This is a genomic window from Ruegeria sp. S84 (assembly GCF_056583445.1).
This window is the reverse complement of sequence record NZ_CM152618.1, coordinates 2,343,345-2,366,292: the sequence shown is the minus strand read 5'-3', so window position 1 is coordinate 2,366,292 and position 22,948 is coordinate 2,343,345. Positions and strand designations below refer to the sequence as shown.

Annotated in this window: 17 protein-coding genes, 3 tRNA genes and 3 rRNA genes; 15 read left to right on the top strand and 8 right to left on the bottom strand. The window is 55.7% G+C overall.

Features of this window, described 5'->3' with window-relative positions; translation table 11 throughout:
- The first annotated feature begins 35 nt into the window (after positions 1 to 35).
- Together AC1DFB_RS11860 and AC1DFB_RS11855 are read left to right on the top strand one after the other, a co-directional pair.
- Positions 36 to 737, top strand: a complete 702-nt coding sequence (locus AC1DFB_RS11860; protein ID WP_223117606.1) for an HAD family hydrolase — start codon at positions 36 to 38, stop codon at positions 735 to 737.
- 281 nt (positions 738 to 1,018) lie between these two features.
- Positions 1,019 to 2,389 carry a D-alanyl-D-alanine carboxypeptidase family protein gene (locus AC1DFB_RS11855; protein ID WP_170396050.1) on the top strand — a complete coding sequence of 457 codons (1,371 nt, stop codon included), beginning with the start codon at positions 1,019 to 1,021 and terminating at the stop codon, positions 2,387 to 2,389.
- A 65-nt stretch (positions 2,390 to 2,454) separates the two neighbouring features.
- Here the strand turns inward: AC1DFB_RS11855 and AC1DFB_RS11850 are convergent, their stop codons facing one another.
- The 4 genes from AC1DFB_RS11850 to AC1DFB_RS11835 form a co-directional block, all read right to left on the bottom strand.
- Entirely contained in the window at positions 2,455 to 3,702 is a 1,248-nt protein-coding gene (locus AC1DFB_RS11850; protein ID WP_480921314.1) for a hypothetical protein, read from the bottom strand.
- A gap of 130 nt (positions 3,703 to 3,832) precedes the next feature.
- Positions 3,833 to 4,594 carry a LamB/YcsF family protein gene (locus tag AC1DFB_RS11845; RefSeq protein WP_480921313.1) on the bottom strand — a complete coding sequence of 254 codons (762 nt, stop codon included), beginning with the start codon at positions 4,592 to 4,594 and terminating at the stop codon, positions 3,833 to 3,835.
- 12 nt (positions 4,595 to 4,606) lie between these two features.
- Positions 4,607 to 5,602 carry a 5-oxoprolinase subunit C family protein gene (locus AC1DFB_RS11840; protein ID WP_480921312.1) on the bottom strand — a complete coding sequence of 332 codons (996 nt, stop codon included), beginning with the start codon at positions 5,600 to 5,602 and terminating at the stop codon, positions 4,607 to 4,609.
- Positions 5,599 to 6,348, bottom strand: coding sequence for a 5-oxoprolinase subunit B family protein (locus tag AC1DFB_RS11835; RefSeq protein ID WP_480921311.1), 750 nt, complete (start codon positions 6,346 to 6,348; stop codon positions 5,599 to 5,601). Before AC1DFB_RS11835 ends, AC1DFB_RS11840 begins: the two co-directional genes overlap by 4 nt.
- 836 nt (positions 6,349 to 7,184) lie before the next feature.
- On the opposite strand from AC1DFB_RS11835, the gene AC1DFB_RS11830 reads away from it, so the two are divergent.
- The 13 genes from AC1DFB_RS11830 (at position 7,185) to AC1DFB_RS11770 (ending at position 19,317) form a co-directional block, all read left to right on the top strand.
- Positions 7,185 to 8,646, top strand: a 16S ribosomal RNA gene (locus AC1DFB_RS11830).
- Between the two features lie 138 nt (positions 8,647 to 8,784).
- Positions 8,785 to 8,861 (top strand) — tRNA-Ile (locus tag AC1DFB_RS11825).
- A 112-nt stretch (positions 8,862 to 8,973) separates the two neighbouring features.
- Positions 8,974 to 9,049 (top strand) — tRNA-Ala (locus AC1DFB_RS11820).
- Positions 9,050 to 9,557: 508 nt separating this feature from the next.
- Positions 9,558 to 12,422 (top strand): 23S ribosomal RNA (locus AC1DFB_RS11815).
- 190 nt (positions 12,423 to 12,612) lie between these two features.
- A 5S ribosomal RNA gene (gene rrf / locus AC1DFB_RS11810) occupies positions 12,613 to 12,727 on the top strand.
- Together the 16S, 23S and 5S rRNA genes with 3 tRNA genes alongside form the textbook arrangement of a ribosomal RNA operon.
- 122 nt (positions 12,728 to 12,849) lie before the next feature.
- Positions 12,850 to 12,926, top strand: a tRNA-Met gene (locus AC1DFB_RS11805).
- A gap of 781 nt (positions 12,927 to 13,707) precedes the next feature.
- Positions 13,708 to 14,910 (top strand): 3-oxoadipyl-CoA thiolase, encoded by a 1,203-nt coding sequence (gene pcaF, locus AC1DFB_RS11800; protein ID WP_170404698.1) that lies wholly within the window; start codon positions 13,708 to 13,710, stop codon positions 14,908 to 14,910.
- A 15-nt stretch (positions 14,911 to 14,925) separates the two neighbouring features.
- Positions 14,926 to 15,918 carry a 1,2-phenylacetyl-CoA epoxidase subunit PaaA gene (gene paaA, locus AC1DFB_RS11795; RefSeq protein WP_170397736.1) on the top strand — a complete coding sequence of 331 codons (993 nt, stop codon included), beginning with the start codon at positions 14,926 to 14,928 and terminating at the stop codon, positions 15,916 to 15,918.
- Positions 15,919 to 15,941: 23 nt separating this feature from the next.
- Positions 15,942 to 16,226, top strand: a complete 285-nt coding sequence (gene paaB, locus AC1DFB_RS11790; RefSeq protein ID WP_170404692.1) for a 1,2-phenylacetyl-CoA epoxidase subunit PaaB — start codon at positions 15,942 to 15,944, stop codon at positions 16,224 to 16,226.
- Positions 16,226 to 16,993 (top strand): 1,2-phenylacetyl-CoA epoxidase subunit PaaC, encoded by a 768-nt coding sequence (gene paaC / locus AC1DFB_RS11785; protein ID WP_480921310.1) that lies wholly within the window; start codon positions 16,226 to 16,228, stop codon positions 16,991 to 16,993. Before paaB ends, paaC begins: the two co-directional genes overlap by 1 nt.
- A 6-nt stretch (positions 16,994 to 16,999) precedes the next feature.
- On the top strand, positions 17,000 to 17,458 hold the full coding sequence (paaD, locus tag AC1DFB_RS11780) for a 1,2-phenylacetyl-CoA epoxidase subunit PaaD (protein WP_480921309.1): 459 nt from the start codon (positions 17,000 to 17,002) through the stop codon (positions 17,456 to 17,458).
- A gap of 14 nt (positions 17,459 to 17,472) precedes the next feature.
- Positions 17,473 to 18,546 (top strand): 2Fe-2S iron-sulfur cluster-binding protein, encoded by a 1,074-nt coding sequence (locus AC1DFB_RS11775; protein WP_170397725.1) that lies wholly within the window; start codon positions 17,473 to 17,475, stop codon positions 18,544 to 18,546.
- Positions 18,547 to 18,558: 12 nt separating this feature from the next.
- Entirely contained in the window at positions 18,559 to 19,317 is a 759-nt protein-coding gene (locus AC1DFB_RS11770; RefSeq protein WP_170511232.1) for a Phenylacetic acid catabolic protein, read from the top strand.
- 288 nt (positions 19,318 to 19,605) lie between these two features.
- Here the strand turns inward: AC1DFB_RS11770 and AC1DFB_RS11765 are convergent, their stop codons facing one another.
- From AC1DFB_RS11765 to paaG, 4 genes are read right to left on the bottom strand one after another with little or no spacing between them, the layout of a single operon-like run.
- Positions 19,606 to 20,202 (bottom strand): TetR/AcrR family transcriptional regulator, encoded by a 597-nt coding sequence (locus AC1DFB_RS11765; RefSeq protein WP_480921308.1) that lies wholly within the window; start codon positions 20,200 to 20,202, stop codon positions 19,606 to 19,608.
- A gap of 22 nt (positions 20,203 to 20,224) precedes the next feature.
- Positions 20,225 to 21,532, bottom strand: a complete 1,308-nt coding sequence (gene paaK / locus AC1DFB_RS11760) for a phenylacetate--CoA ligase PaaK (protein ID WP_170397713.1) — start codon at positions 21,530 to 21,532, stop codon at positions 20,225 to 20,227.
- A gap of 15 nt (positions 21,533 to 21,547) precedes the next feature.
- Positions 21,548 to 21,976, bottom strand: coding sequence for a hydroxyphenylacetyl-CoA thioesterase PaaI (gene paaI, locus AC1DFB_RS11755; RefSeq protein WP_170397710.1), 429 nt, complete (start codon positions 21,974 to 21,976; stop codon positions 21,548 to 21,550).
- A 1-nt stretch (position 21,977) separates the two neighbouring features.
- Entirely contained in the window at positions 21,978 to 22,763 is a 786-nt protein-coding gene (gene paaG, locus AC1DFB_RS11750; RefSeq protein WP_480921307.1) for a 2-(1,2-epoxy-1,2-dihydrophenyl)acetyl-CoA isomerase PaaG, read from the bottom strand.
- Between the last annotated feature and the right edge of the window lie 185 nt (positions 22,764 to 22,948).

Below are 22,948 nucleotides of genomic sequence, written 5' to 3'. Positions count from 1 at the left end.
GTGGCCAGAGAAAAGAGCAACCGGACGGAAATGCGATGCGGGACAAGCTGACAACAATCGGGTTCGATGCAGACGATACCCTTTGGCATAACGAGCGTTTCTTCCAGCTGACTCAGGCATATTTTGCCGAATTGCTGGCCGATCACGCCGATCACGATCACCTGATGGAACGTCTACTTGCCGCCGAAAAGCGCAACATCCAGCACTATGGGTATGGCATCAAGGGCTTTACCCTGTCGATGATCGAGACAGCGATTGAGGTGACGGAAGATCGCGTACCGGCGCGCGTCATCCGCCAACTTGTTGAAGCGGGGCAGGAGATGCTGGCACATCCCATCGAACTGCTCCCCCATGCGCGCGAGGCCATCGAGGCGGTGGCCGAGACGCATAAGGTTCTGCTGATCACCAAGGGCGACCTGATCGATCAGGAGCGTAAGCTGGCGCAATCCGGATTGGGTGAGCTGTTCGATGGCGTTGAGATCGTGAGCGAAAAAACGGCGGCGACCTATGCGGAGATTTTTGACCAGTACGGTGATGGACCCGACGCCTCGATGATGATCGGAAACTCGATGCGTTCTGACGTGGTGGCCCCAATCGAAGCCGGGTGCTGGGGCGTGCATGTCCCGCACGGGTTGGTATGGGAGGTCGAGCAGGCCGAGGTCCCAACTTCCAACCCACGGTTCCGCGAGTTGAAGGATTTGGGTGATCTTTCAGCTTTGATTGATCAGATTTCCTGACCTGTTGCCGTTTGACATCAGTCACAAAAAATTCGATGACACGGCTTGCCTGAAATTCGGCACAATCGCCGGTATGGTGTTCGGGCGCGCATGAAGCACTATATGTAGCGTGAATCTGATTGTGTATATGATCCACTCAAACGCAGCTTTCAGTTTCTTTAAACCCGTCCCTGTGTTAGCCTGAAGAATATCAAAATAAAAATTGCTGACCGGGAAAACCCGGCGGCGCGAGGCAGACAGAGGCAAAGATCGTGCAGATTCGGCGGACAGTTCCGGCCCGAATGGGCTTATTACTTATAGCATTTCTGTGGCTGCTTTCATTTGCACCACTTCAGGGCATGGCGGCCCCTTACGCGGCCATGGTGATCGACGCACGCACCGGAGAAGTGCTGCATTCCCGCAATGCCGACACGCGATTGCATCCGGCATCTCTGACCAAGATGATGACGCTGTATATTGCGTTTGAGGCCGTGCGGAATGGTGAGATCACGTTGGACACTCAGGTGCGCATCACCAAGGCTGCAGCGGCTGAGCCGCCCTCGAAGCTGGGTTTGCGCACTGGGCAGCGAATCGCGTTTCGCTATCTGATCCGGGCGGCGGCGGTGAAATCCGCCAATGACGCGGCAACCGCGATCGGCATCGCCCTCAGCGGGTCCGAGGCGGCGTTTGCTCGTCGCATGACCCGCACCGCCAAGGCGATGGGGATGAGCCGGACCACCTTCAAGAATGCCCATGGTCTGACCGAGTCGGGGCATTTGTCGACCGCGCGGGATATGACCACGCTGGGCCGTCACCTGCTGTATGATTACCCGCAGTACTACAACCTGTTCTCGCGCCAATCGACGAATGCCGGGATCAAGACTGTACCGAACACCAACCGCCGCCTTTTGGCAGCCTATCGGGGCGCCGATGGGATCAAGACCGGCTATACCCGCGCCGCAGGGTTTAATCTGGTTGCTTCGGCCAAGCGCAAGGATGAACGTATCATCGCGACCGTCTTCGGTGGCAAATCAGGTGCATCGCGCAACGCCCGGGTGGCCGAGCTTTTGGATATGGGTTTCCGCCGTGCCCCCTCGCGTGCGCCAATCCGTAAGCCCGCCCGCCCGGCCTATGCAGGGAATGCTGGTCTGGGTAGTGCACAAGTGGTCGCCCAAGCGGGCCCGCCGAAAAAGAGCCTGCGCCCGGTGTTGCGCCCGGTGGCGAGCGAAACGGTTCAGGTCGCGGGGTCGGTCGCCGCAACGGCTGAAAAAGACAACACCCGGATTCAGGACGGTATCGCTGCTGCGATTGCAGCAGCAGACATAGCACCGTCGGATGGCGCCAAGCCTTCCGAAAACGTGGTGCTGGCCTCGGTCGAACCGGCCAAACAGCCCGAGCCTGAACCCGAAGTTGTGACCCGCTTGTCCACTTCCGGCGGTCACCTTTGGGGCGTCAATGTTGGCCGCTACACCACACGGTATGAGGCCGAGAAGGTTCTGTTGAAAACTGCGCTGTCGGAAATGACCACTTTGGAAGGCACTTTGCGTAAGGTGAATCAAAGCTCGCGTGGGTTTGACGCGACATTTCAGGGCATGACCCGCGAACAGGCTGATCTGGCCTGTCGTCGGTTACAGGCGCGCAATGTCACGTGTTTCATGATCGGGCCGTCATAAGACCCGGCATTCTCTCCTGGATGGGCCTGGGCTGCGATGACCTCGCAGCCCATTTTTTTGGCAAATCAATCGAAGACGTGGCCGTGCTTGTACTGTTCATCTTGCCCGGCCGCCGCAGTTAAGGCTGCAACGTTATCCTTGGTGAAGAAACCGTCGTAGTGATGACAACGTTCGATGTATTCGGTGATCAGCAGCGTGTGTTTCGAGTGCTTTGAGAAGATCTGTTTCAGGTTCGGATCATCTTTGCATTCCCCGACCACATGGGCCAGGAACGGAACGCCCTTGTCTTTAAGAGTGTTGACCACGAAATCGACATTTTTCTCACCCGCGCCATGGTCGCCGTCCTGGATTTCAACCGCCATGTGGTGCAAGCGTCGTCCGAAATTACGCACGAAATCCTCGGTTGGCATCGGCAATTGCTCGAAAGAGTTCACGAACGACGGCGTGTTGTTAGCAGTAAAGACCTTGGCAGGGGATTTCTTGTCGTCGTCCACATTGGCATTGCGATTCACATTGGTCGACGAGTTCATGTCGAAGATGTTGTACGCCCCCCAGAAGTAATAAGGCACCATGGTCAGAAATTCGAGGATCGCGTCCTCACGTTCCCCGGCCAGAATGCGTGTCGCCAGATGATCGATCCCCAGCATCAGGGGTGAGATATTGCTTTCGGTCCCAAAAGCGGCGGCCTGATCCAGCTTGACCTGTTCCGCATCACTCAACAGCACACGGTCACCCAGTCCCAGACTGTCTGTGTCGTTGAAATCCAGCGTGGAATAGCCGACGCGATTGCACGTGAAATCCGATGGCGTCGTAAAGCGGTATCCTTCCAGCGTGTAGAACGGATTTTCGGTGTCCCCAGAATATTCGAACCGAATATTCTGATCCTCCAGCGTTCCAGTCAGCGCCTTCAGGTCGGTGGCACCGTAAATCTCACCTACATATCGCGTCTGCGGCTTACCGCGCGCCAGCGGGTACATACGATTGATACGCGGGATGAAATCCTCGAATGCCGGGCTGAGCGGAGCCATCAGGATCAGCGCCGGATAATCGGCATGTGAATGCATCACCGAGAACTTGTGTGTCTGTCCCAAATAGCTGGCGGTGTGGCGATAGGGGGTCATCACATAAAGCTCGACCAGCGTGTCAAACAGCGCATCTGTCTCGACTTGAATGACAATGGCCCGCATCGCACCGATCTGATCCGCAATGCCCGAGCTGATGCGGCGCTCGTAAATCCTGGGAAGATATTCGGTGAAGAAGTCCGAGTTCTTCTTGTCGCCCCTTGGCTGGTAGGACATCAGATCAAAAGACATAGGCTCACCTCCTTGCGGCGCGTTGCTTGGATTTGTGGTAGTCAGATCATGCACTTGCCATGCATGCTAGGCGCTAAGGCCTGCATGGGCAACAGTTTGGAGATGGGGTGCCAAAGTTACGTTGTTGTAACTAACGGATGAATTTTGTGACCTCGACTCCGCCCGCGATCAGGTTCTCGCGCACCGAGTGCGCGATCTGAACTGCCGTCGGGCCATCACCATGCAGGCAGATCGTATCGATTGAGGTCTCAAGGCGTTTGCCGGATTCGGTTATGATGGCGCCTTCCTGCACCATTTCCAGAATACGTGGTCCGGCCAGCGCCGGATCATGGATCACGGCTCCCGGCAGTGACCGATCCACCAAAGTGCCATCGTCATTATAGGCACGGTCGGCAAAAATCTCGCCCACCCATTTGCAGTCCAGCTCGCGCACCGCTTCTTCTTGTTTGGTTACCGCCAGCACCATGATGATGATGTCCGGGTCCACGTCCAATGCACCCTGATAACAGGCCCGCGCCATATCGATATCGACCGAACACATATTGGCCAGCGCCCCGTGCAACTTCAGGTGCCGTACTTCGGTGCCCAACGCCTTGGCCATACCGATTGCCGATCCAAGCTGATAACGCACCAGATTGCGCAAACTGTCATGGGGCACTTTCATGTTTCGACGCCCGAATCCCTGCAGGTCAGGAAAACCGGGATGCGCACCGATGCCCACACCGTTCTGGGCTGCCAGAGCCATGGTCTTGGCCATCACATCCGGGTCACCCGCATGAAAGCCACAGGCGATATTGGCTGATGTGATGATCTTCAGAAGGCTTTCATCGTCACCCATCTTCCACGGGCCAAAGCCTTCGCCCATATCGGCATTCAGATCGACGCTCGGCATCGCAATAACTCCTTATTCGGTGGCAGAGATCATTCCGCTGATCAGTTGGTAGGACAGGAGGTCCGGGATGTCATGTGGATCGCGGACCAAGGGTTCAACACGGGCGGGCAGGCGGGCAAGGTCGGCCTTAAATGCGGCTTGCAGCGTGATGGCTTGTTCCAGTGTTACGAATTCGAAGCGCACCTCGCCTCCCGCCGGGGTCTGTGCAGCACGAGGCAGATCACAGGGCAGAACGGTTGCGATGCGCGGGTAACCTCCGGTGGTCTGGCACTCGGGCAGTAGGATGAAGGGCGCACCGGTGCCGGTCATCTGTATATCGCCGGGAGTTATGACTTCGGACAGTATGTTCAACTGACCCTTTGCCGCGAAGCCGTTACCGTCGCTATCCAGCTGCATGCCCATCCGGTTGGCTCGGGCACCGCGGCGGAATGTCGTTTGCGTAAACCGTGCCAGCGTCTCGTCATCGAACAGTGCGGTTTGAAAGCTGGCCACAACCCGCAACGTCCCACCTGAAAACCGATCCTCCGAACGCAGCTTCAGGCCGGTCTTGCCGGTTTCCGTCGAAGGCAGGTGATCACCCGCTTGAACGGCGCGCCCGATCCTTGCGGTCAGATGGGCCGCGCGTGAGCCCAGCGTCATGTCGGTCCCGATCCCGCCACCCAGATTCAGATACCCGTAACTGCCCTGCAGCACCGACCCGACTACCAGCCGCTGCCCAGCCTCCATCTGATGCGAGGCATTCCACAAGACGGGGCTGCCATCGATACTGGCCTGCATCGGTGCGCCGGTCAGCGCGATGGCGGTTGGTGCGGTTGCCTCAAACTCGCCACCCATCCCCGCCATTTCGAGGGCGGCGCTCGTTGGGGTGTTACCAAGCAACGCGGCCCCTTCATAAAGTGCTACTATATCTGCGGCACCCGAACGCGACAGGCCTTGATCCAGATACCCGGTGCGCCCTTGATCCTGAACCGTGCAAGCTGGGCCGATGCGATGGACGATCAGCGTCATGTCGTGATCTCCTCGCAACTCGCACCACCAGAGCCATCAGTGCAGGTTGTACGGATATCCTCAAGCTCCTCGCGCGAGACTGAGATGAACTGCATCTCATCACCGGGGTTGAGGGCAAAACTTTGCTCCATGTCCGGACGAAAGCAACGAAACGTGGTTTGTCCAACATGACGCCATCCGGTTGGGGTTGGCCCCGAGAACAGGACAAATTGCGAAATTGCCAAAACCAACGCCCCTTCAGGTACCATCGGCGTCAGCTCTTTCAGGCGTGGAATGTTGAATTCGGGTCCGAGTGGCCCGAGATAAGGTTGGCCCGGCGCAAATCCGATGGTTAAAACCCGCACACGCGATTGGCTGAGACGATCAATGGCGTCCGCTGGTGACAACCCTGCTGCCAATGCCGCGTCTTCTAGCTGTGGCGCAAGATCGGAACCGTAGACCGTCGGCACTTTCCAGAATCGTCGCCCCGCAGGCAAAGGTGCAGCGTACCAATCGCGACTGACCAGCATAGCCCGCAGCAACTCTTCGATGTCATGATGCGACAGGCTTAATGGATCAAACCTTATAAATGCAGATGCCAGCGAGGCCGAAGTCTCAAGCACGCCGTCAATCTGCTGCGCCTCGACTGCGCCCCGAAACGCCAGGGCGGCGCGGTTCGACGGCTCGGACATGGTTTGCGCAAAGGTCACCAAGAGACCGTCAAATCCAACGGTTCGCAGCAAGGGAAACTTAATGTCATTCGTCATATCAAGGTCACAGGCGTATCGGGTTTGCTTTGAAAAGACCTGAGCCTATCCATAGACAATGCGCAAGGCCCTGTAAGGCCAACTTGCATTGCGCCTGGCGGCGCCGATATCGGGTGCGATTCCGGGATTGGAAATGAATCGCTGATTGCCGTCGAGTCGGTATAGTCTTGTGGGTGACTGTAGTGTTCTCACTATATGTTGGGTTTGAACCAACAAGCACTGAAACCTAGGCGGTATATCTGATGTGCTTGAAGGATGATTTTTGCCGATTTCTATGAGGTGAGTGCCGCTCAACTATTTGAAATTATTATGTAAAAAATGAATTTGAAGTTTTTTGCGATATTCTTGAATTTTCCACTTGCGCGTTGAATGCGTAAGGCATAGAACGCCCTTCACTGGCGCTGCTGAGGTGCTGGGACGCGGTGGAAGCTGCGGAGACGCTCGGGAGAGACTGGGGGCATCTGAGGTTTTTGATTGGGCGGTGGCGCTGAGAGATTGGCGTTATGGTCTGGTTTTTGGGTCTTGGTTGTTTTGTTCTTTGACATTGATGGATAACTGAAGAGATATGTGGGCGGTTTGGTTCGTTTCGACGGATTGAATGTCTGTATATCGCGCTGGTAGGGGTTTTTCCCCGATGACCAGTGTCAGCTTCACTGTTTGTACGGCTTTCGGTTTCTTAGGAGACCTGAAGCACAACAAACAGATGACTTTTAGTTGTACTCTCGGCTAGCCGGCTGAGGGTGTCGTTTATTCGTGCTCAAGTAGCCGAATAGGCGGTAGCACAACTAAAGATGTGCAGAGGTTCGAACGTCAAGGATAAGCATGTAAGTGCTTTTCAACTTGAGAGTTTGATCCTGGCTCAGAACGAACGCTGGCGGCAGGCCTAACACATGCAAGTCGAGCGCGCCTTTCGGGGTGAGCGGCGGACGGGTTAGTAACGCGTGGGAATATGCCCTTTGGTACGGAATAGCCTCTGGAAACGGAGAGTAATACCGTATGAGCCCTTCGGGGGAAAGATTTATCGCCAAAGGATTAGCCCGCGTTAGATTAGGTAGTTGGTGGGGTAATGGCCTACCAAGCCTACGATCTATAGCTGGTTTTAGAGGATGATCAGCAACACTGGGACTGAGACACGGCCCAGACTCCTACGGGAGGCAGCAGTGGGGAATCTTGGACAATGGGGGCAACCCTGATCCAGCCATGCCGCGTGAGTGATGAAGGCCTTAGGGTCGTAAAGCTCTTTCGCCTGTGAAGATAATGACGGTAGCAGGTAAAGAAACCCCGGCTAACTCCGTGCCAGCAGCCGCGGTAATACGGAGGGGGTTAGCGTTGTTCGGAATTACTGGGCGTAAAGCGCACGTAGGCGGACCAGAAAGTTGGGGGTGAAATCCCGGGGCTCAACCCCGGAACTGCCTCCAAAACTATTGGTCTAGAGTTCGAGAGAGGTGAGTGGAATTCCAAGTGTAGAGGTGAAATTCGTAGATATTTGGAGGAACACCAGTGGCGAAGGCGGCTCACTGGCTCGATACTGACGCTGAGGTGCGAAAGTGTGGGGAGCAAACAGGATTAGATACCCTGGTAGTCCACACCGTAAACGATGAATGCCAGTCGTCGGGTAGCATGCTATTCGGTGACACACCTAACGGATTAAGCATTCCGCCTGGGGAGTACGGTCGCAAGATTAAAACTCAAAGGAATTGACGGGGGCCCGCACAAGCGGTGGAGCATGTGGTTTAATTCGAAGCAACGCGCAGAACCTTACCAACCCTTGACATCCCGGGACCGGTCCAGAGATGGATCTTTCACTTCGGTGACTCGGTGACAGGTGCTGCATGGCTGTCGTCAGCTCGTGTCGTGAGATGTTCGGTTAAGTCCGGCAACGAGCGCAACCCACATCCCTAGTTGCCAGCAGTTCGGCTGGGCACTCTATGGAAACTGCCCGTGATAAGCGGGAGGAAGGTGTGGATGACGTCAAGTCCTCATGGCCCTTACGGGTTGGGCTACACACGTGCTACAATGGCAGTGACAATGGGTTAATCCCAAAAAACTGTCTCAGTTCGGATTGGGGTCTGCAACTCGACCCCATGAAGTCGGAATCGCTAGTAATCGCGTAACAGCATGACGCGGTGAATACGTTCCCGGGCCTTGTACACACCGCCCGTCACACCATGGGAGTTGGTTCTACCCGACGGCCGTGCGCTAACCTTTTGGAGGCAGCGGACCACGGTAGGATCAGCGACTGGGGTGAAGTCGTAACAAGGTAGCCGTAGGGGAACCTGCGGCTGGATCACCTCCTTTCTAAGGATGTATCTAGTTAGATTTGTTCGCAAATCTCGTGATACACTTAGCAGAAGATCAACAAACAAAGTTGGTCAAACTCATGGACCGAGCCGTCCTCATATCTCTTCAGAACACATCAGGCCGACCGGCCTGTCTGGGTCGGTAGCTCAGGTGGTTAGAGCGCACGCCTGATAAGCGTGAGGTCGGAGGTTCAAGTCCTCCTCGACCCACCAAGCCTTTTGCGGAGCAAAGGGCGTTGTCGTGGCAGTTGCTTTTGCCCGCAAAAGCAATGAGAGCGACCTTTATGGCCTCAAGTAGCCGAATAGGCGGTAGGCCAAAAAAGATGGGGCCTTAGCTCAGCTGGGAGAGCGCCTGATTTGCATTCAGGAGGTCAGGAGTTCGATCCTCCTAGGCTCCACCATTTACCCGATCAGATCGTTAAGCACCTTTTTGGGTTCTTAACCGTCCGATTGGACGTCTCGTCCAAGTCACCCGTAAGGATGACGGACACATCAATTGACATCGTATAGAGAGAAATCAATCAACACTGTTTGATCGTGCCGAGTGTGGCACTGATCTCGGTCGTTCTTATCTTCGGATAAGCGGCGCAGTTTGGGTCTAGCCGGCCTTTAGTGCGTATCGCGACTGAAAAGAACAGAGTTGTCCAAGTCAAATATACTAACCCGAGCGACCTGCGTTGATCAGCTGCACGGCTGAGAGACCACATGGGGTTGCTCAATTGTCCTCGTCCAAGTGGCGGGGGCGGGAAATGTATGTTTTTGGTTCAGAAGAATGACTGCCTTTAGTTACCAGCTGGGCGGTCTCGATCGATTTGATTACTAGCGCAGCTTTGGTTGTGTGCGGTCAAACGCACTCAAGTAGCCGAATAGGCGGTAGTGCCAATATCAAGTCTTTCTCTTTCTGGATCAAATCAAGCGCGAGAAGGGCGTTTGGTGAATGCCTTGGCAGCAAGAGGCGATGAAAGACGTGATACTCTGCGATAAGCCATGGGGAGCTGAGAATAAGCTTTGATCCATGGATCTCTGAATGGGGCAACCCACCTGAAAGCTTCATATTGTTATCTTTGATACTCAATATGGGGTTTAAACAGGTACTTAAGACCTGAATACATAGGGTTTTAAGAGCAAACCCGGGGAACTGAAACATCTAAGTACCCGGAGGAAAGGAAATCAATTGATACTCCCCTAGTAGCGGCGAGCGAACGGGGACCAGCCGAGCCAGATAAGTGACTAGAACACGTTGGGAAGCGTGGCCATAGCGGGTGACAGCCCCGTATAGGAAGCTTTGATGGACGTATTAAGTAGGGCGGAACACGTGAAATTCTGTCTGAAGATCGGAGGACCACCTTCGAAGGCTAAGTACTCCTTGCTGACCGATAGCGAACCAGTACCGTGAGGGAAAGGTGAAAAGCACCCCGACGAGGGGAGTGAAACAGTACCTGAAACCGAACGCCTACAATCAGTCGGAGGATCCTCGAGATCTGACGGCGTACCTTTTGTATAATGGGTCATCGACTTGGTCTTACGAGCAAGCTTAAGCCGTTAGGTGTAGGCGTAGCGAAAGCGAGTCTTAATAGGGCGAATGAGTTCGTGGGATCAGACCCGAAACCGAGTGATCTAGGCATGGCCAGGTTGAAGGTAAGGTAACACTTACTGGAGGACCGAACCCACATCCGTTGAAAAGGATCGGGATGAGCTGTGCCTAGGGGTGAAAGGCCAATCAAACTCGGAGATAGCTGGTTCTCTGCGAAATCTATTTAGGTAGAGCGTCATCCGAATACCCCGGGGGGTAGAGCACTGGATGGGTAATGGGGCCCCACAGGCTTACTGATCCTAACCAAACTCCGAATACCCGGGAGTACTAGATGGCAGACACACTGCGGATGCTAACGTCCGTAGTGGAGAGGGAAACAACCCTGACCTACGACTAAGGCCCCCAATTCATGGCTAAGTGGGAAAGCAGGTGGGACGACCAAAACAACCAGGAGGTTGGCTTAGAAGCAGCCATCCTTTAAAGATAGCGTAACAGCTCACTGGTCTAAATAAGTTGTCCTGCGGCGAAGATGTAACGGGGCTCAAGCCATGAGCCGAAGTCTAGGGATGCGTAAGCATCGGTAGCAGAGCGTAGTGTGACATAGCACTTATCTTGTATTATCGCCGGTCATTTGGTGCGAGTAATCGCGCTCAAGTAGCCGAATAGGCGGTAGCGCAAGATAAAGTGCTTTCGATGAAGCGGGCGCGTGAGCGATCCCGTGGAGAGATCACTAGTGAGAATGATGACATGAGTAGCGACAAAGAGTGTGAGAGACACTCTCGCCGAAAGTCCAAGGGTTCCTGCTTAAAGCTAATCTGAGCAGGGTAAGCCGGCCCCTAAGCCGAGGCCGAAAGGCGTAGGCGATGGGAACTAGGTTAATATTCCTAGGCCAGGAGGATGTGACGGATCACAGGTGTAGTTCAATCTTATCGGATTGATTGGGCTGCTGAGTGGTTCCTGGAAATAGCCCTCCATCAGACCGTACCCTAAACCGACACAGGTGGACTGGTAGAGCATACCAAGGCGCTTGAGAGAACGATGTTGAAGGAACTCGGCAAAATACCTCCGTAAGTTCGCGAGAAGGAGGCCCGGTTCCTAGGCAACTAGGGGCTGGGGGCACAAACCAGGGGGTGGCGACTGTTTATTAAAAACACAGGGCTCTGCGAAGTCGCAAGACGACGTATAGGGTCTGACGCCTGCCCGGTGCCTGAAGGTTAAAAGGAGAGGTGAGAGCCTTGAATTGAAGCCCAGGTAAACGGCGGCCGTAACTATAACGGTCCTAAGGTAGCGAAATTCCTTGTCGGGTAAGTTCCGACCTGCACGAATGGCGTAACGACTTCCCCGCTGTCTCCAACATCGACTCAGCGAAATTGAATTGCCTGTCAAGATGCAGGCTTCCCGCGGTTAGACGGAAAGACCCCGTGCACCTTTACTACAGCTTCGCACTGGCATCAGGATTGTGATGTGCAGGATAGGTGGTAGGCTTTGAAGCGGAAACGCAAGTATCCGTGGAGCCTCCCTTGAGATACCACCCTTCGCACTCTTGATGTCTAACCGCGGTCCGTTATCCGGATCCGGGACCCTGCGTGGCGGGTAGTTTGACTGGGGCGGTCGCCTCCTAAAGCGTAACGGAGGCGCGCGAAGGTTGGCTCAGAGCGGTCGGAAATCGCTCGTTGAGTGCAATGGCAGAAGCCAGCCTGACTGCAAGACTGACAAGTCGAGCAGAGTCGAAAGACGGCCATAGTGATCCGGTGGTCCCGAGTGGAAGGGCCATCGCTCAACGGATAAAAGGTACGCCGGGGATAACAGGCTGATACTGCCCAAGAGTCCATATCGACGGCAGTGTTTGGCACCTCGATGTCGGCTCATCTCATCCTGGGGCTGGAGCAGGTCCCAAGGGTACGGCTGTTCGCCGTTTAAAGAGGTACGTGAGCTGGGTTTAGAACGTCGTGAGACAGTTCGGTCCCTATCTGCCGTGGGTGTAGGAGACTTGAGAGGAGTTGCCCCTAGTACGAGAGGACCGGGGTGAACGATCCACTGGTGGACCAGTTGTCGTGCCAACGGCAGTGCTGGGTAGCTATGATCGGACAGGATAACCGCTGAAGGCATCTAAGCGGGAAGCCCCCTCAAAACAAGGTCTCCCTGAGGGCCGTGGAAGACCACCACGTCAATAGGCCGGAGATGTAAGCGCAGTAATGCGTTCAGTTGACCGGTACTAATCGCCCGATAGGCTTGATTTGATCCAGTAATGGAAAGACAAATCACCAAAAGCATACACTGACCTTGAGTTGGATAACGTCGCAGCGCCAAGCCGCGATGTTGGTTGATACTATAACCGAGTGGCAACGCGCCTTTTGCAAGCAAAAGGCGCTGCCTGCCACCTCGTCGCTTTCCTGCAACGCAGGAAAGTCGACATGGGCTTTTCCTCGGTTTGGTGGTCATAGCGCAAGTGAAACACCCGGTCCCATCCCGAACCCGGAAGTTAAGCACTGCCGCGCCAATGGTACTTGGGCTTAAGCCCCGGGAGAGTAGGTCACCGCCAAACCTAGAAAAAGCCCACATCTCTCTAACACGATGAAAAGAACACTACCCGGTCTCAAGTAGCCGAATAGGCGCTAGACCAACACAAGACCTCAAGTAGCGTAAGCGATAGGTCACTTAAAGTGTCGCGGGATGGAGCAGCCCGGTAGCTCGTCAGGCTCATAACCTGAAGGTCGCAGGTTCAAATCCTGCTCCCGCAACCAACTTTAGAAAATCCCAGAGCAGCCCGCGCAGACTACAATTGATCACCCCGATCAATCGCTTAACGATCAAACCTCGTCAGACTCATAACCTGAAACTCAGAGGTTCAATTCCTACTCCTGCAAATAAAAAAACACCGTGCAACGCCAGATGTTTACGCGCCGCCCTAGGGCGGTTTTGTTCATTCTGGGACGCCCCCAAAGTAAGCAAATCCGCAAGTTCCCCAACAAGTTTAATCGCATACTTCCGTTCTTCGGGGACCTACTGGGTCTCCGACAGAAGGCAGCGGGTGATCGCCATCACCTCGGCTTTTGTGTATGGATCATTCAACACTTCTTTTCAAAGTTAAATTGATGATTGTCGATGACTGAAGGCAGCTGTTGGGACGAAAGCGGTTAAGTGTCATTCATTAAACGCTTTTGGTTAAAATTCACCAAGCTGGTGCGATGTCTGCTGCAGATACTGACGTTTACTGGAACTCCAATCTGAGAATGGCGACCTTTCAAACTGCCTATTCGAAGCGGTCTAAGTACGCTTTCGATTTGTCAAATTTTGTGTTGAAGGAACCCTTATCAAAGGTCTGAGACGGCATCGGCGCAGATGGTAAGCCGGCAAAGACTACGTTTCACACGACCAAGTTACTCGCAGCAAGCCAAAGCGTTACGGAAAAAGCAAGAAAGCGCAGATGAAGTAACATAAAGCTTGCTGCGAATCGATGAGAGGCTTATTAACCGACCTATCGGTCACTTAATGATGTGAATTCAAATTCGGAGTAATCGACCTATGGACGCCTTTATCTGCGACGCCCAGCGCACCCCGATCGGACGATATGGTGGTGGACTAAGCCAGGTGCGCACAGATGATCTTGCCGCCCTGCCAATCGCTTCGCTTGTAGCGCGTAACCCACAGGTGGATTGGTCCAGTCTGGACGACGTGATTTATGGCGATGCGAACCAAGCCGGTGAAAGCAACCGCAATGTGGCGCGGATGGCGGCGTTGCTGGCAGGGCTGCCTGTGGATGTACCGGGAACGACAATCAATCGGCTCTGCGCGTCTGGCATGGATGCGGTGGGCATGGCTGCGCGCGCCATCAAGGCTGGGGATTATGACATGGCGATCGCGGGTGGGGTCGAAAGCATGTCGCGTGCGCCATTTGTGATGCCCAAGGCAACATCCGCCTTTACTCGTGCCAATGCCGTTTACGACACCACGATCGGCTGGCGCTTTGTGAACCCGAAAATGGAAAAGGAATTTGGTATCGACTCGATGCCCGAAACAGCGGATAACGTAGCGGAAGCTTATGGTATCAGTCGCTCCGATCAGGACGCGTTTGCCGAACGCAGCCAGGCCCGCTGGGCCGCGGCGCACCAGACCGGGGTGTTTCAGGAGGAGATCACCCCGGTCACAATCCCCCAGCGCAAAGGTGACCCGGTAGTGGTCGACACCGACGAGCATCCACGTCCGGGGACTACAGCAGAGAAACTGTCTGGCCTAAAGGGCATCAACGGGGTGGACAAGACTGTGACCGCTGGAAACGCCTCGGGTGTTAACGACGGCGCGGCGGCGATCCTGATGGCAAATGAATCTGCTGCGGCAAAGAACGACCTGACCCCGATTGCCCGTGTGGTTGGCATGTCCGTTGCTGGGGTGGAGCCGCGCGTGATGGGCATCGGCCCGGTTCCAGCCAGCCGCAAGGTGCTTGCACGGGCTGGGCTCAGCATCGATCAGATGGATGTGATAGAATTGAACGAGGCGTTTGCCTCGCAGGGCCTAGCCACGCTGCGCGAACTCGGGGTGCCTGATGATGCGCCGCATGTGAACCCAAATGGCGGGGCAATCGCAATTGGCCACCCGCTTGGAATGAGCGGTGCGCGGCTAGTGATGACTGCTGCCTATCAACTGCGCCGCACCGGAGGCCGCTACGCGCTCTGTACCATGTGTGTCGGGGTAGGGCAGGGTGCCGCACTTATTCTTGAACGTGTGTAAGGGAGGAGACCTCACATGTACGCTCAGATGATTAAAACAGCCGGATCCGGCGTGAAATCCCGCGAGGAGATGACCGAGCAGGAACGTGCGTTTCAGGACAAGATCGACGCCGATATCAAGATCGAGCCCAAGGATTGGATGCCCGACGACTATCGCGCGACACTGATCCGTCAAATTGGCCAGCACGCACATTCTGAAATCGTAGGCCAGCTGCCCGAAGGAAACTGGATCACCCGAGCGCCAACGCTGGAGCGCAAGGCGATCCTGCTGGCCAAGGTGCAGGATGAGGCCGGGCATGGGCTGTATCTCTATTGCGCGGCAGAAACGCTGGGTGTCAGCCGGGATGAGATCACCGAGATGCTGCTGGACGGGCGCATGAAATACTCGTCGATCTTTAACTATCCGACCCTGAACTGGGCTGATATCGGCGCGGTCGGATGGCTGGTCGATGGCGCTGCGATCATGAACCAGGTTCCGCTGCAGCGGACGTCTTTCGGGCCGTACTCGCGCGCGATGATCCGCATCTGCAAGGAAGAAAGCTTTCACCAGCGCCAGGGCTATGATGCGATCCGCAAGATGGCAGAGGGTACGCCAGAACAGCGTAAGATGGCGCAGGATGCAATAAATCGACTGTGGTACCCGTCGCTGATGATGTTCGGGCCGTCGGACAAGGAAAGCGTGCATTCGGCCCAATCCATGGCGTGGAAGATCAAGATCAACACCAATGACGAGCTGCGCCAGAAATTCGTGGATCAGACCGTGCCTCAGGCCGAATATCTGGGTCTGAGTATCCCTGACCCGGACCTGAAATGGAACGAAGAACGGGGCCATTATGATTACACCGACCCGGACTGGTCCGAGTTTTTCGATGTGATCAAGGGCAACGGCCCCTGCAATGTCGACCGGCTGGCCGCGCGTAACAAGGCGTGGGACGACGGTAAATGGGTTCGCGACGGGCTGCTGGCTCATGCCCGCAAGAAACGCGCCGCAAATCTGGCTGCAGAATAAGACTGCCCTGAGGAGGATACCAAATGAACAACGAATGGCCCCTGTGGGAAATCTTCATCCGCGGACAACATGGCATGAGCCACCGCCATGTTGGGTCGTTACACGCCCCGGACGCGGAAATGGCGATCAAGAACGCGCGCGATGTCTACACGCGCCGCAACGAAGGCGTTTCGATCTGGGTGGTTGAGGCCAACAACATCTCGGCCTCATCGCCCAGCGACAAAGGTCCGCTGTACGAGCCCAGCGAAAGCAAAGTGTACCGCCATCCAACCTTCTTCGATATTCCCGAAGAAGTGGGGGCGATGTAATGAGTGTTCCAGTTTCCAATGACGCTTTGCTGCAGTTTCTGCTGCGGATGGGGGACAATACCCTGATCCTCGGCCATCGCGTCAGCGAATGGTGCGGTCATGCGCCTGTGCTGGAGGAAGACATCGCGCTGGCCAATACCGCGCTGGACCTGATCGGTCAGACCCAGATGTGGCTGGGTCTTGCGGGTGAGATCGGCGGCGGCAAATCCGCCGATGATCTGGCCTTTCTGCGCGACGCCTGGGATTTCCGCAATGTGCTGCTGGTCGAAGTGCCGAACGGCGACTTCGGCCGCACGCTGATGCGTCAGTTCCTGTTTGATGCTTGGCATTCGATCATGCTGGGGCATCTGATGAAATCCTCTGACGAACGTGTCGCGGCGATCGCCGCCAAGGCCAGCAAAGAAGTTAGCTATCACCTCGAACGTTCGGGCGATACGGTTGTAGGCCTTGGTGACGGGACCGAGGAAAGCCATGCCCGCATGCAAGAGGCGCTGGACTATCTTTGGCCATATGTCGGCGAGATGTTTGCCAGTGACGATGTTGATGCAGAAATGGTTACGGCGAGAATTGCCCCGAACCCGGCAGATCTGCGTGCAGAATATGACGCTCTGATCGAGCGTGTGCTGTCCGAGGCGACACTAACCATTCCCGAAAGCCGCTTTGCCCATAAGGGCGGGCGCGACGGTCGCATGCATACCGAGCATCTGGGCCATCTTCTGACACAGATGCAGTGGTTGCAGCGCGCATATCCCGGCGCGAAGTGGTAAGGATCAATGCGGGCTTCAACGGATCAGGTGTGGGAATGGCTGGACGCTGTACCAGACCCTGAGATTCCGGTGATCTCGGTCGTCGATCTGGGCATTGTACGCGATGTGCGATGGGATGATGACACTCTGATGGTTACCGTCACGCCGACCTATTCAGGCTGCCCGGCGACCTCGGTCATCAGCATGGATATCGAAACCACGCTGCGTGATCATGGAATCGACGATCTGCGGATCGAGACAAGTATCGCACCGGCTTGGACCACCGATTGGCTCAGCGACAAGGGCCGTGCTCGGCTCGAGGATTACGGCATCGCCCCGCCGCAGCCTGCAGGTGGACCTGAACGCTGCCCACATTGCGGTAGCAAGGCGGTTGAAAAGGTCAGCCAGTTTGGCTCGACCCCTTGCAAGGCCCATTGGCGCTGCACCGACTGCCTGGAACCTTTTGACTATTTCAAGTGCATCTGAGGGAGGATCACCGGATGGCACGCTTTCATGATCTGGAAGTTACCGATGTTCACAAAACCATCCGCGATGCGGTGGTCGTGACGCTGAAACCTGTAAACGGTTCAGCCGATGAATTCGACTTTACCCAAGGCCAGTACCTGACGTTCCGCCGCGATTTCGACGGGGAAGAACTGCGCCGGTCCTATTCGATCTGCGCTGGCAAGGATGAGGGCATTCTGCAGGTAGGGATCAAGCGCGTGGATGGCGGCGCATTCTCGACCTGGGCCAACTCCGATCTAAAGGTGGGCGATACGGTGCAGGCGATGCCGCCGATGGGCAGCTTTTACACCGCAATCGATCCCTCCGCCGAAAAGCATTATCTGGGCTTTGCGGGTGGGTCGGGCATCACGCCGGTTCTCTCGATCCTGAAGACGACGCTTGCCCGAGAACCACATTCGCGGTTCACATTGGTTTATGCCAACAAGGGCGTGAACACGATCATGTTCCGAGAGGAGCTTGAGGACCTCAAGAACCTCTATATGGGGCGTCTGAACGTGATCCATATTCTGGAAACAGACGCGCAGGAAATCGAGCTTTTTACGGGTCTGGTCACGCAAGACAAATGTGCCGAACTTTTTGAACACTGGATCGATATTCAGAACGTCGACACGGCTTTTATCTGCGGCCCCGAGCCGATGATGCTGGGCATTGCCTCAGCCCTGCGGGCGCATGGGCTGAACGACGGGCAGATCAAGTTTGAACTCTTCGCCAGCGCTCAACCCGGTCGGGTCAAGCGCAAAGTGAGCGGGGCGGACACGGCGTCTCAGGACAACCAGACCAAAACATCAATCACCATGGACGGGGCAACGCAAACGATCACCATGCCGAAGGATCAATCGATTCTCGATGCCGCGTTGGAGAATGCGATGGACGCGCCTTACGCCTGTAAGGCCGGGGTCTGTTCAACCTGCCGCTGCCGAGTGCTTGAAGGCGAGGTCGAGATGGTCGCCAATCACGCATTGGAAGACTACGAAGTCGAGAAAGGATACGTCCTGAGCTGTCAGGCCTATCCGATGACCGACACCGTTGTCGTGGACTACGATCAGTAGACGGAGGGAATGATGGCTGAAGACATGACAATCGAGAGCTATTTGGCAGCGGGTGGTGTCCTGAGTAATCCAACCAACGTGCCTCCGCGCTATCGTGCAGAGCTCATGAAACTGATGGCGACCTTCGTGGACAGCGAACTGGCCGGCGCAGCGGGCTTTGCCGACATCATAAATCTGGGCCCGGGCATCAAGGAACGCATCGCGGCGGCCAAGATTGTGCTGGAAAAGACCGACAACGCAGATCGTGTCCTGAAAATCATGGGCGAGTTCGGAGCCAACACTGACCGCTATGCAAATCACCATCCCTGGACCACACGTCTGGATCGTGATGCGGATATCGGGGCTACGCGGTCCGAACACGACATGCGCCTTGCTGTATTCAACTATCCGATCGAAGGATGGGAAGATGCCGTGGTTATGAACCTGCTGATGAGCCAGGCGGTTGACGTCCAACTGGCTCAGTTTTCGCAGATATCCTATCAGCCTCTGGCCGAGGCCTTCCGCGAGATTTCCCCGATCGAGGCGCGCCATGGGGAGCTTGCGCTTGAGGGTGCGGGCAAGCTGATCGAACAGGGAAAGGCTGCAGAAATGCAAGCGTCGGTCGACTATTGGTGGCCCCGGGTCGCGGCAAGTTTTGGGGCGGGCACAGCCGAGAAAACCGAAACGCTCCGCAAGCTGGGGCTGCGGCAATTAACCGGGATTGAGATGAAAGATCAGTGGACAGTAAAAGCGACCGAACAGATCGAAAAGCTGGGACTTAAAGTACCCTAGCTTTCAAAGTTGGCGTTTACGGCTCAGCAACCCATACTTCACGGCCAATCCGCGAAGCGTGCGACGCCTTCGCCGATCTTTCTTCAATGACTGCTGGGCTTTAGCACCACATTTCCGATTGAACTCAAAAACGTCAATCACCCGCTCGGCGCAGCCACAGGCTTCGCCCAGACCTACTTTGGCGAAATAGAATTTATCGAAACGATCAGGGCATTGCATGGGTAACCTCCGCCCTTATTGAACCTCATCCTGACCGAAGAGCCAAATCAACTCTGTGCCAACAAGGGTTCAAAGGCCATCAACACCTGATAATGTCAGACTGCTTACCAACGCGGCGTAATCGCTGCGCGCGTTGGCATCCGCCCCGGCATTCCACATGTAGAACCAGTTCAACATTCCGAAAACGGACATGGTCGTGGCCCGAAGCTTGGCCGCATCATCCTTGAAAGTTGCAGGCGAGATGCTGGCGATGATGTCACTGACGAACACCACCAGATCCCTCTGATAGCCACGCAGCAGATTCTGCTGCTCTTCGGGCAATGCGGACATGCCGCTGGTCTGCACGCGATGCTCATCATCCACGCCTTGATAGGCCAGTAGGATTTCCCGCACCACCCGTTTCAAGCGATCCGCGGGTTCCATCCCGTCAAGGTCCAAGCCGCAAACCTGGTCACGCAATTGCAGCAGGTAACTGTCGAGAATATCAAACAGAATGGCGTCCTTGCTGTCGTAGTAGTGATAGATATTGGCCTTGGATATCCCGCACTCCCGCGCCAGCTGAGACATTGACGCCCGATCAAATCCTTCCTGCGCGAAGACGCGGGCGGCGCATTTCAGGATGCGTGTTCGTTTATGGTCGTGGTCTTTTGCTATCGTGCGCGCCAAATCCTGACCCTCCGTCTGTCGCTTAGCTGTCCCGATTGTCAATCACGCGCCGGGCCTTGCCCTGTGAGCGTTCAACCTCACCCGGCTCGCCTATATCGATCTCGGTCGAGATGCCAACCACCTCTTTAATCCTGCGAGATAGCATCCGAGCAGCGGCGGTTTTGCTCAGCTCATCGGCTGCATCCGGCGTTGCTTCGACATGCACGCGCATCGCGTCCATCCGGCCAGCTTTATAAAGTTCGATCTGGTAGTAGGGCGCCAGACCGCCGGTTGCCAGAACCTGCTCCTCGATCTGACTGGGGAAGACGTTGACACCCCGCAGAATGATCATGTCATCCGAGCGGCCCGTGATCTTTTCCATCCGACGCATCGACCGCGCCGTGCCGGGCAAAAGCCGCGTCAGGTCACGGGTGCGATAGCGGATCATCGGAAGACCTTCTTTGGTCAGCGTGGTAAAGACCAGTTCACCAATCTCACCATCAGGCATGACCTCGCCGGTCTGCGGGTCGATGATTTCGGGGTAGAAGTGGTCTTCCCAGATCACGGGCCCATCTTTGGTTTCGACGCACTCATTGGCGACGCCCGGTCCCATGATCTCGGACAGGCCATAGATATCGACGGCATGCATATCGAAAGCCTGTTCAACCTCGGAGCGCATCGAATCCGTCCAAGGTTCAGCGCCAAAGACGCCGACAGCCAAGGAACTTTCGCGCGGATCGAGTCCAATCTTGTGATACTGCTCAAGAATGTTCAGCATATAGGATGGTGTTACCATAATCCCGTCAGGTTTGAAGTCAGTGATCAGGTCGACCTGCTTGCCGGTCTGCCCACCGCTCATCGGGACGACCGTGGCCCCCAGACGTTCGATTCCATAATGCGCGCCCAGACCGCCGGTGAACAGGCCATAGCCATAGGCGTTGTGCACCATGTCGCCCCGGCGCAAACCGCTGGCACGCAACGACCGCGCCACCAGATCCGCCCAATTATCGATATCGCCTTGCGTATACCCCACGACGGTTGGCTTGCCCGTGGTTCCCGACGAGGCATGAACACGAATGATCTGCTCACGCGGGACTGCAAACAGACCAAAGGGATAGTTTTCCCTCAGATCGTTTTTGTAGGTAAACGGAAACCGTGCCAGATCACTGAGGGACTGAAGGTCGTCAGGATGCACACCGGCCTCATCAAACCGCTGCCGGTACATAGGCACGTTGTCATAAGCATGGCGCAGCGACCATTTCAGCCGATCCAACTGTAGGTTGCGGATTTCATCAATCGAGGCGATCTCGATCGGATCAAGATCCGCCTTGTTCGGAGTAAGATCCTTCATGCCATCCCCCTCATCTCAGGTCTCGTCAAACACCGGACCTTTGACCGCGCGGGAAAAGCCCCGAAATTCTGCGATCTTTTGTCCGGCTTGGTTGGTTATGGATACGTCATAGATACCGCTGCGCCCTGTCAGGCTCAGTTCCGTTGCGCGGGCCGTCAGCAGATCACCGGATCGCGCGGGCGCGACGTAGCTGATCACATTGTGCTGGGCGACCGTGGACTGGTTGCGACTATTGCAGGCAAAGGCAAAGGCGCTGTCGGCCAACATGAATGTCACGCCGCCATGGCAGATCCCGTGCCCGTTGCAGTGATGGTCAGCCACCTGCAACGCCAGCGTCGCAGCGCCTTCATCCATCTCGACCAGTTCCATGCCCGCCCATTTCGAGGCATTGTCCCGCCCCCACATGGCAGCAGCGGCTTTCTGGGCGCGTTCCTTCGGCGTCATCTCATTCTCCCCGAAATACTGGCGCGCGCTTTTCCAGAAACGCAGTAACGCCCTCGGCATAGTCGACGCTTTCGCCGCAGGTTTTCATTGCGTCCGCCTCAATCTCGAGATGATCGGTCAGGGTATTCGTGGCAGCCGCCTGTATCGTCTGTTTCGTCAGGCCAAGTCCCAGCGTTGGACCATTGGCGAACTGTTCCGTTAGTGCGCGCGCCTCGGTCATTAGTTCAGCGTCTGGAATTGCTTTCCAGATCAGCCCCCAATCCGCAGCCTGCTTTGCTGGCAGGGGTTGCCCAGTCAGGGCCAGCCCTTTGGCTCGGGCTTCACCCAGCAAACGTGGCAAATGCCAACTGCCGCCGGTATCAGGTATCAGGCCCACTTTGGAAAATGATTGGATAAACTTGGCAGAGTCAGCGGCAAGTACCACATCACAAGCCAGGGCTAGATTCGCACCCGCCCCGGCGGCAACGCCATTGACGGCGCAGACAACAGGCAATTCCAAAGACCTGATCAGGTGGACCAAAGGAGCGTAGAACGTCCGAACCGTATAGCCCAAATCCGGCGGACCCTCCATCGTGGCAGGGTTTCGATCGCCCAAATCCTGCCCTGCGCAGAACCCGCGCCCCGCGCCGGTTAACAGCACCGCTCGGGCACCACCGTCACGCGCGGCCTCAAGTGCAGCGCGCAGGGCATAGTGCATCTCATCAGTGAAACTGTTCAGGCGATCAGGGCGATTGAGTGTAATTTCAACCCATTGACCCATATTCTGCGAAATAATCGTGTCGGACATGCCCGGTTCGCTTTTCATAAGTTACAACAAACTTCTTGCATAAACCGAACGGTTGGTCAATAAATTCTATAGCCGTTTGTGACTCGGCGATCGGAAATGCCATTTGGCCAGCGGGCGGAACAGCATTTCTCGTCGTTGATAGTTACAAAACGTACCATTAACACATTCACGACTTGCGATTTTGA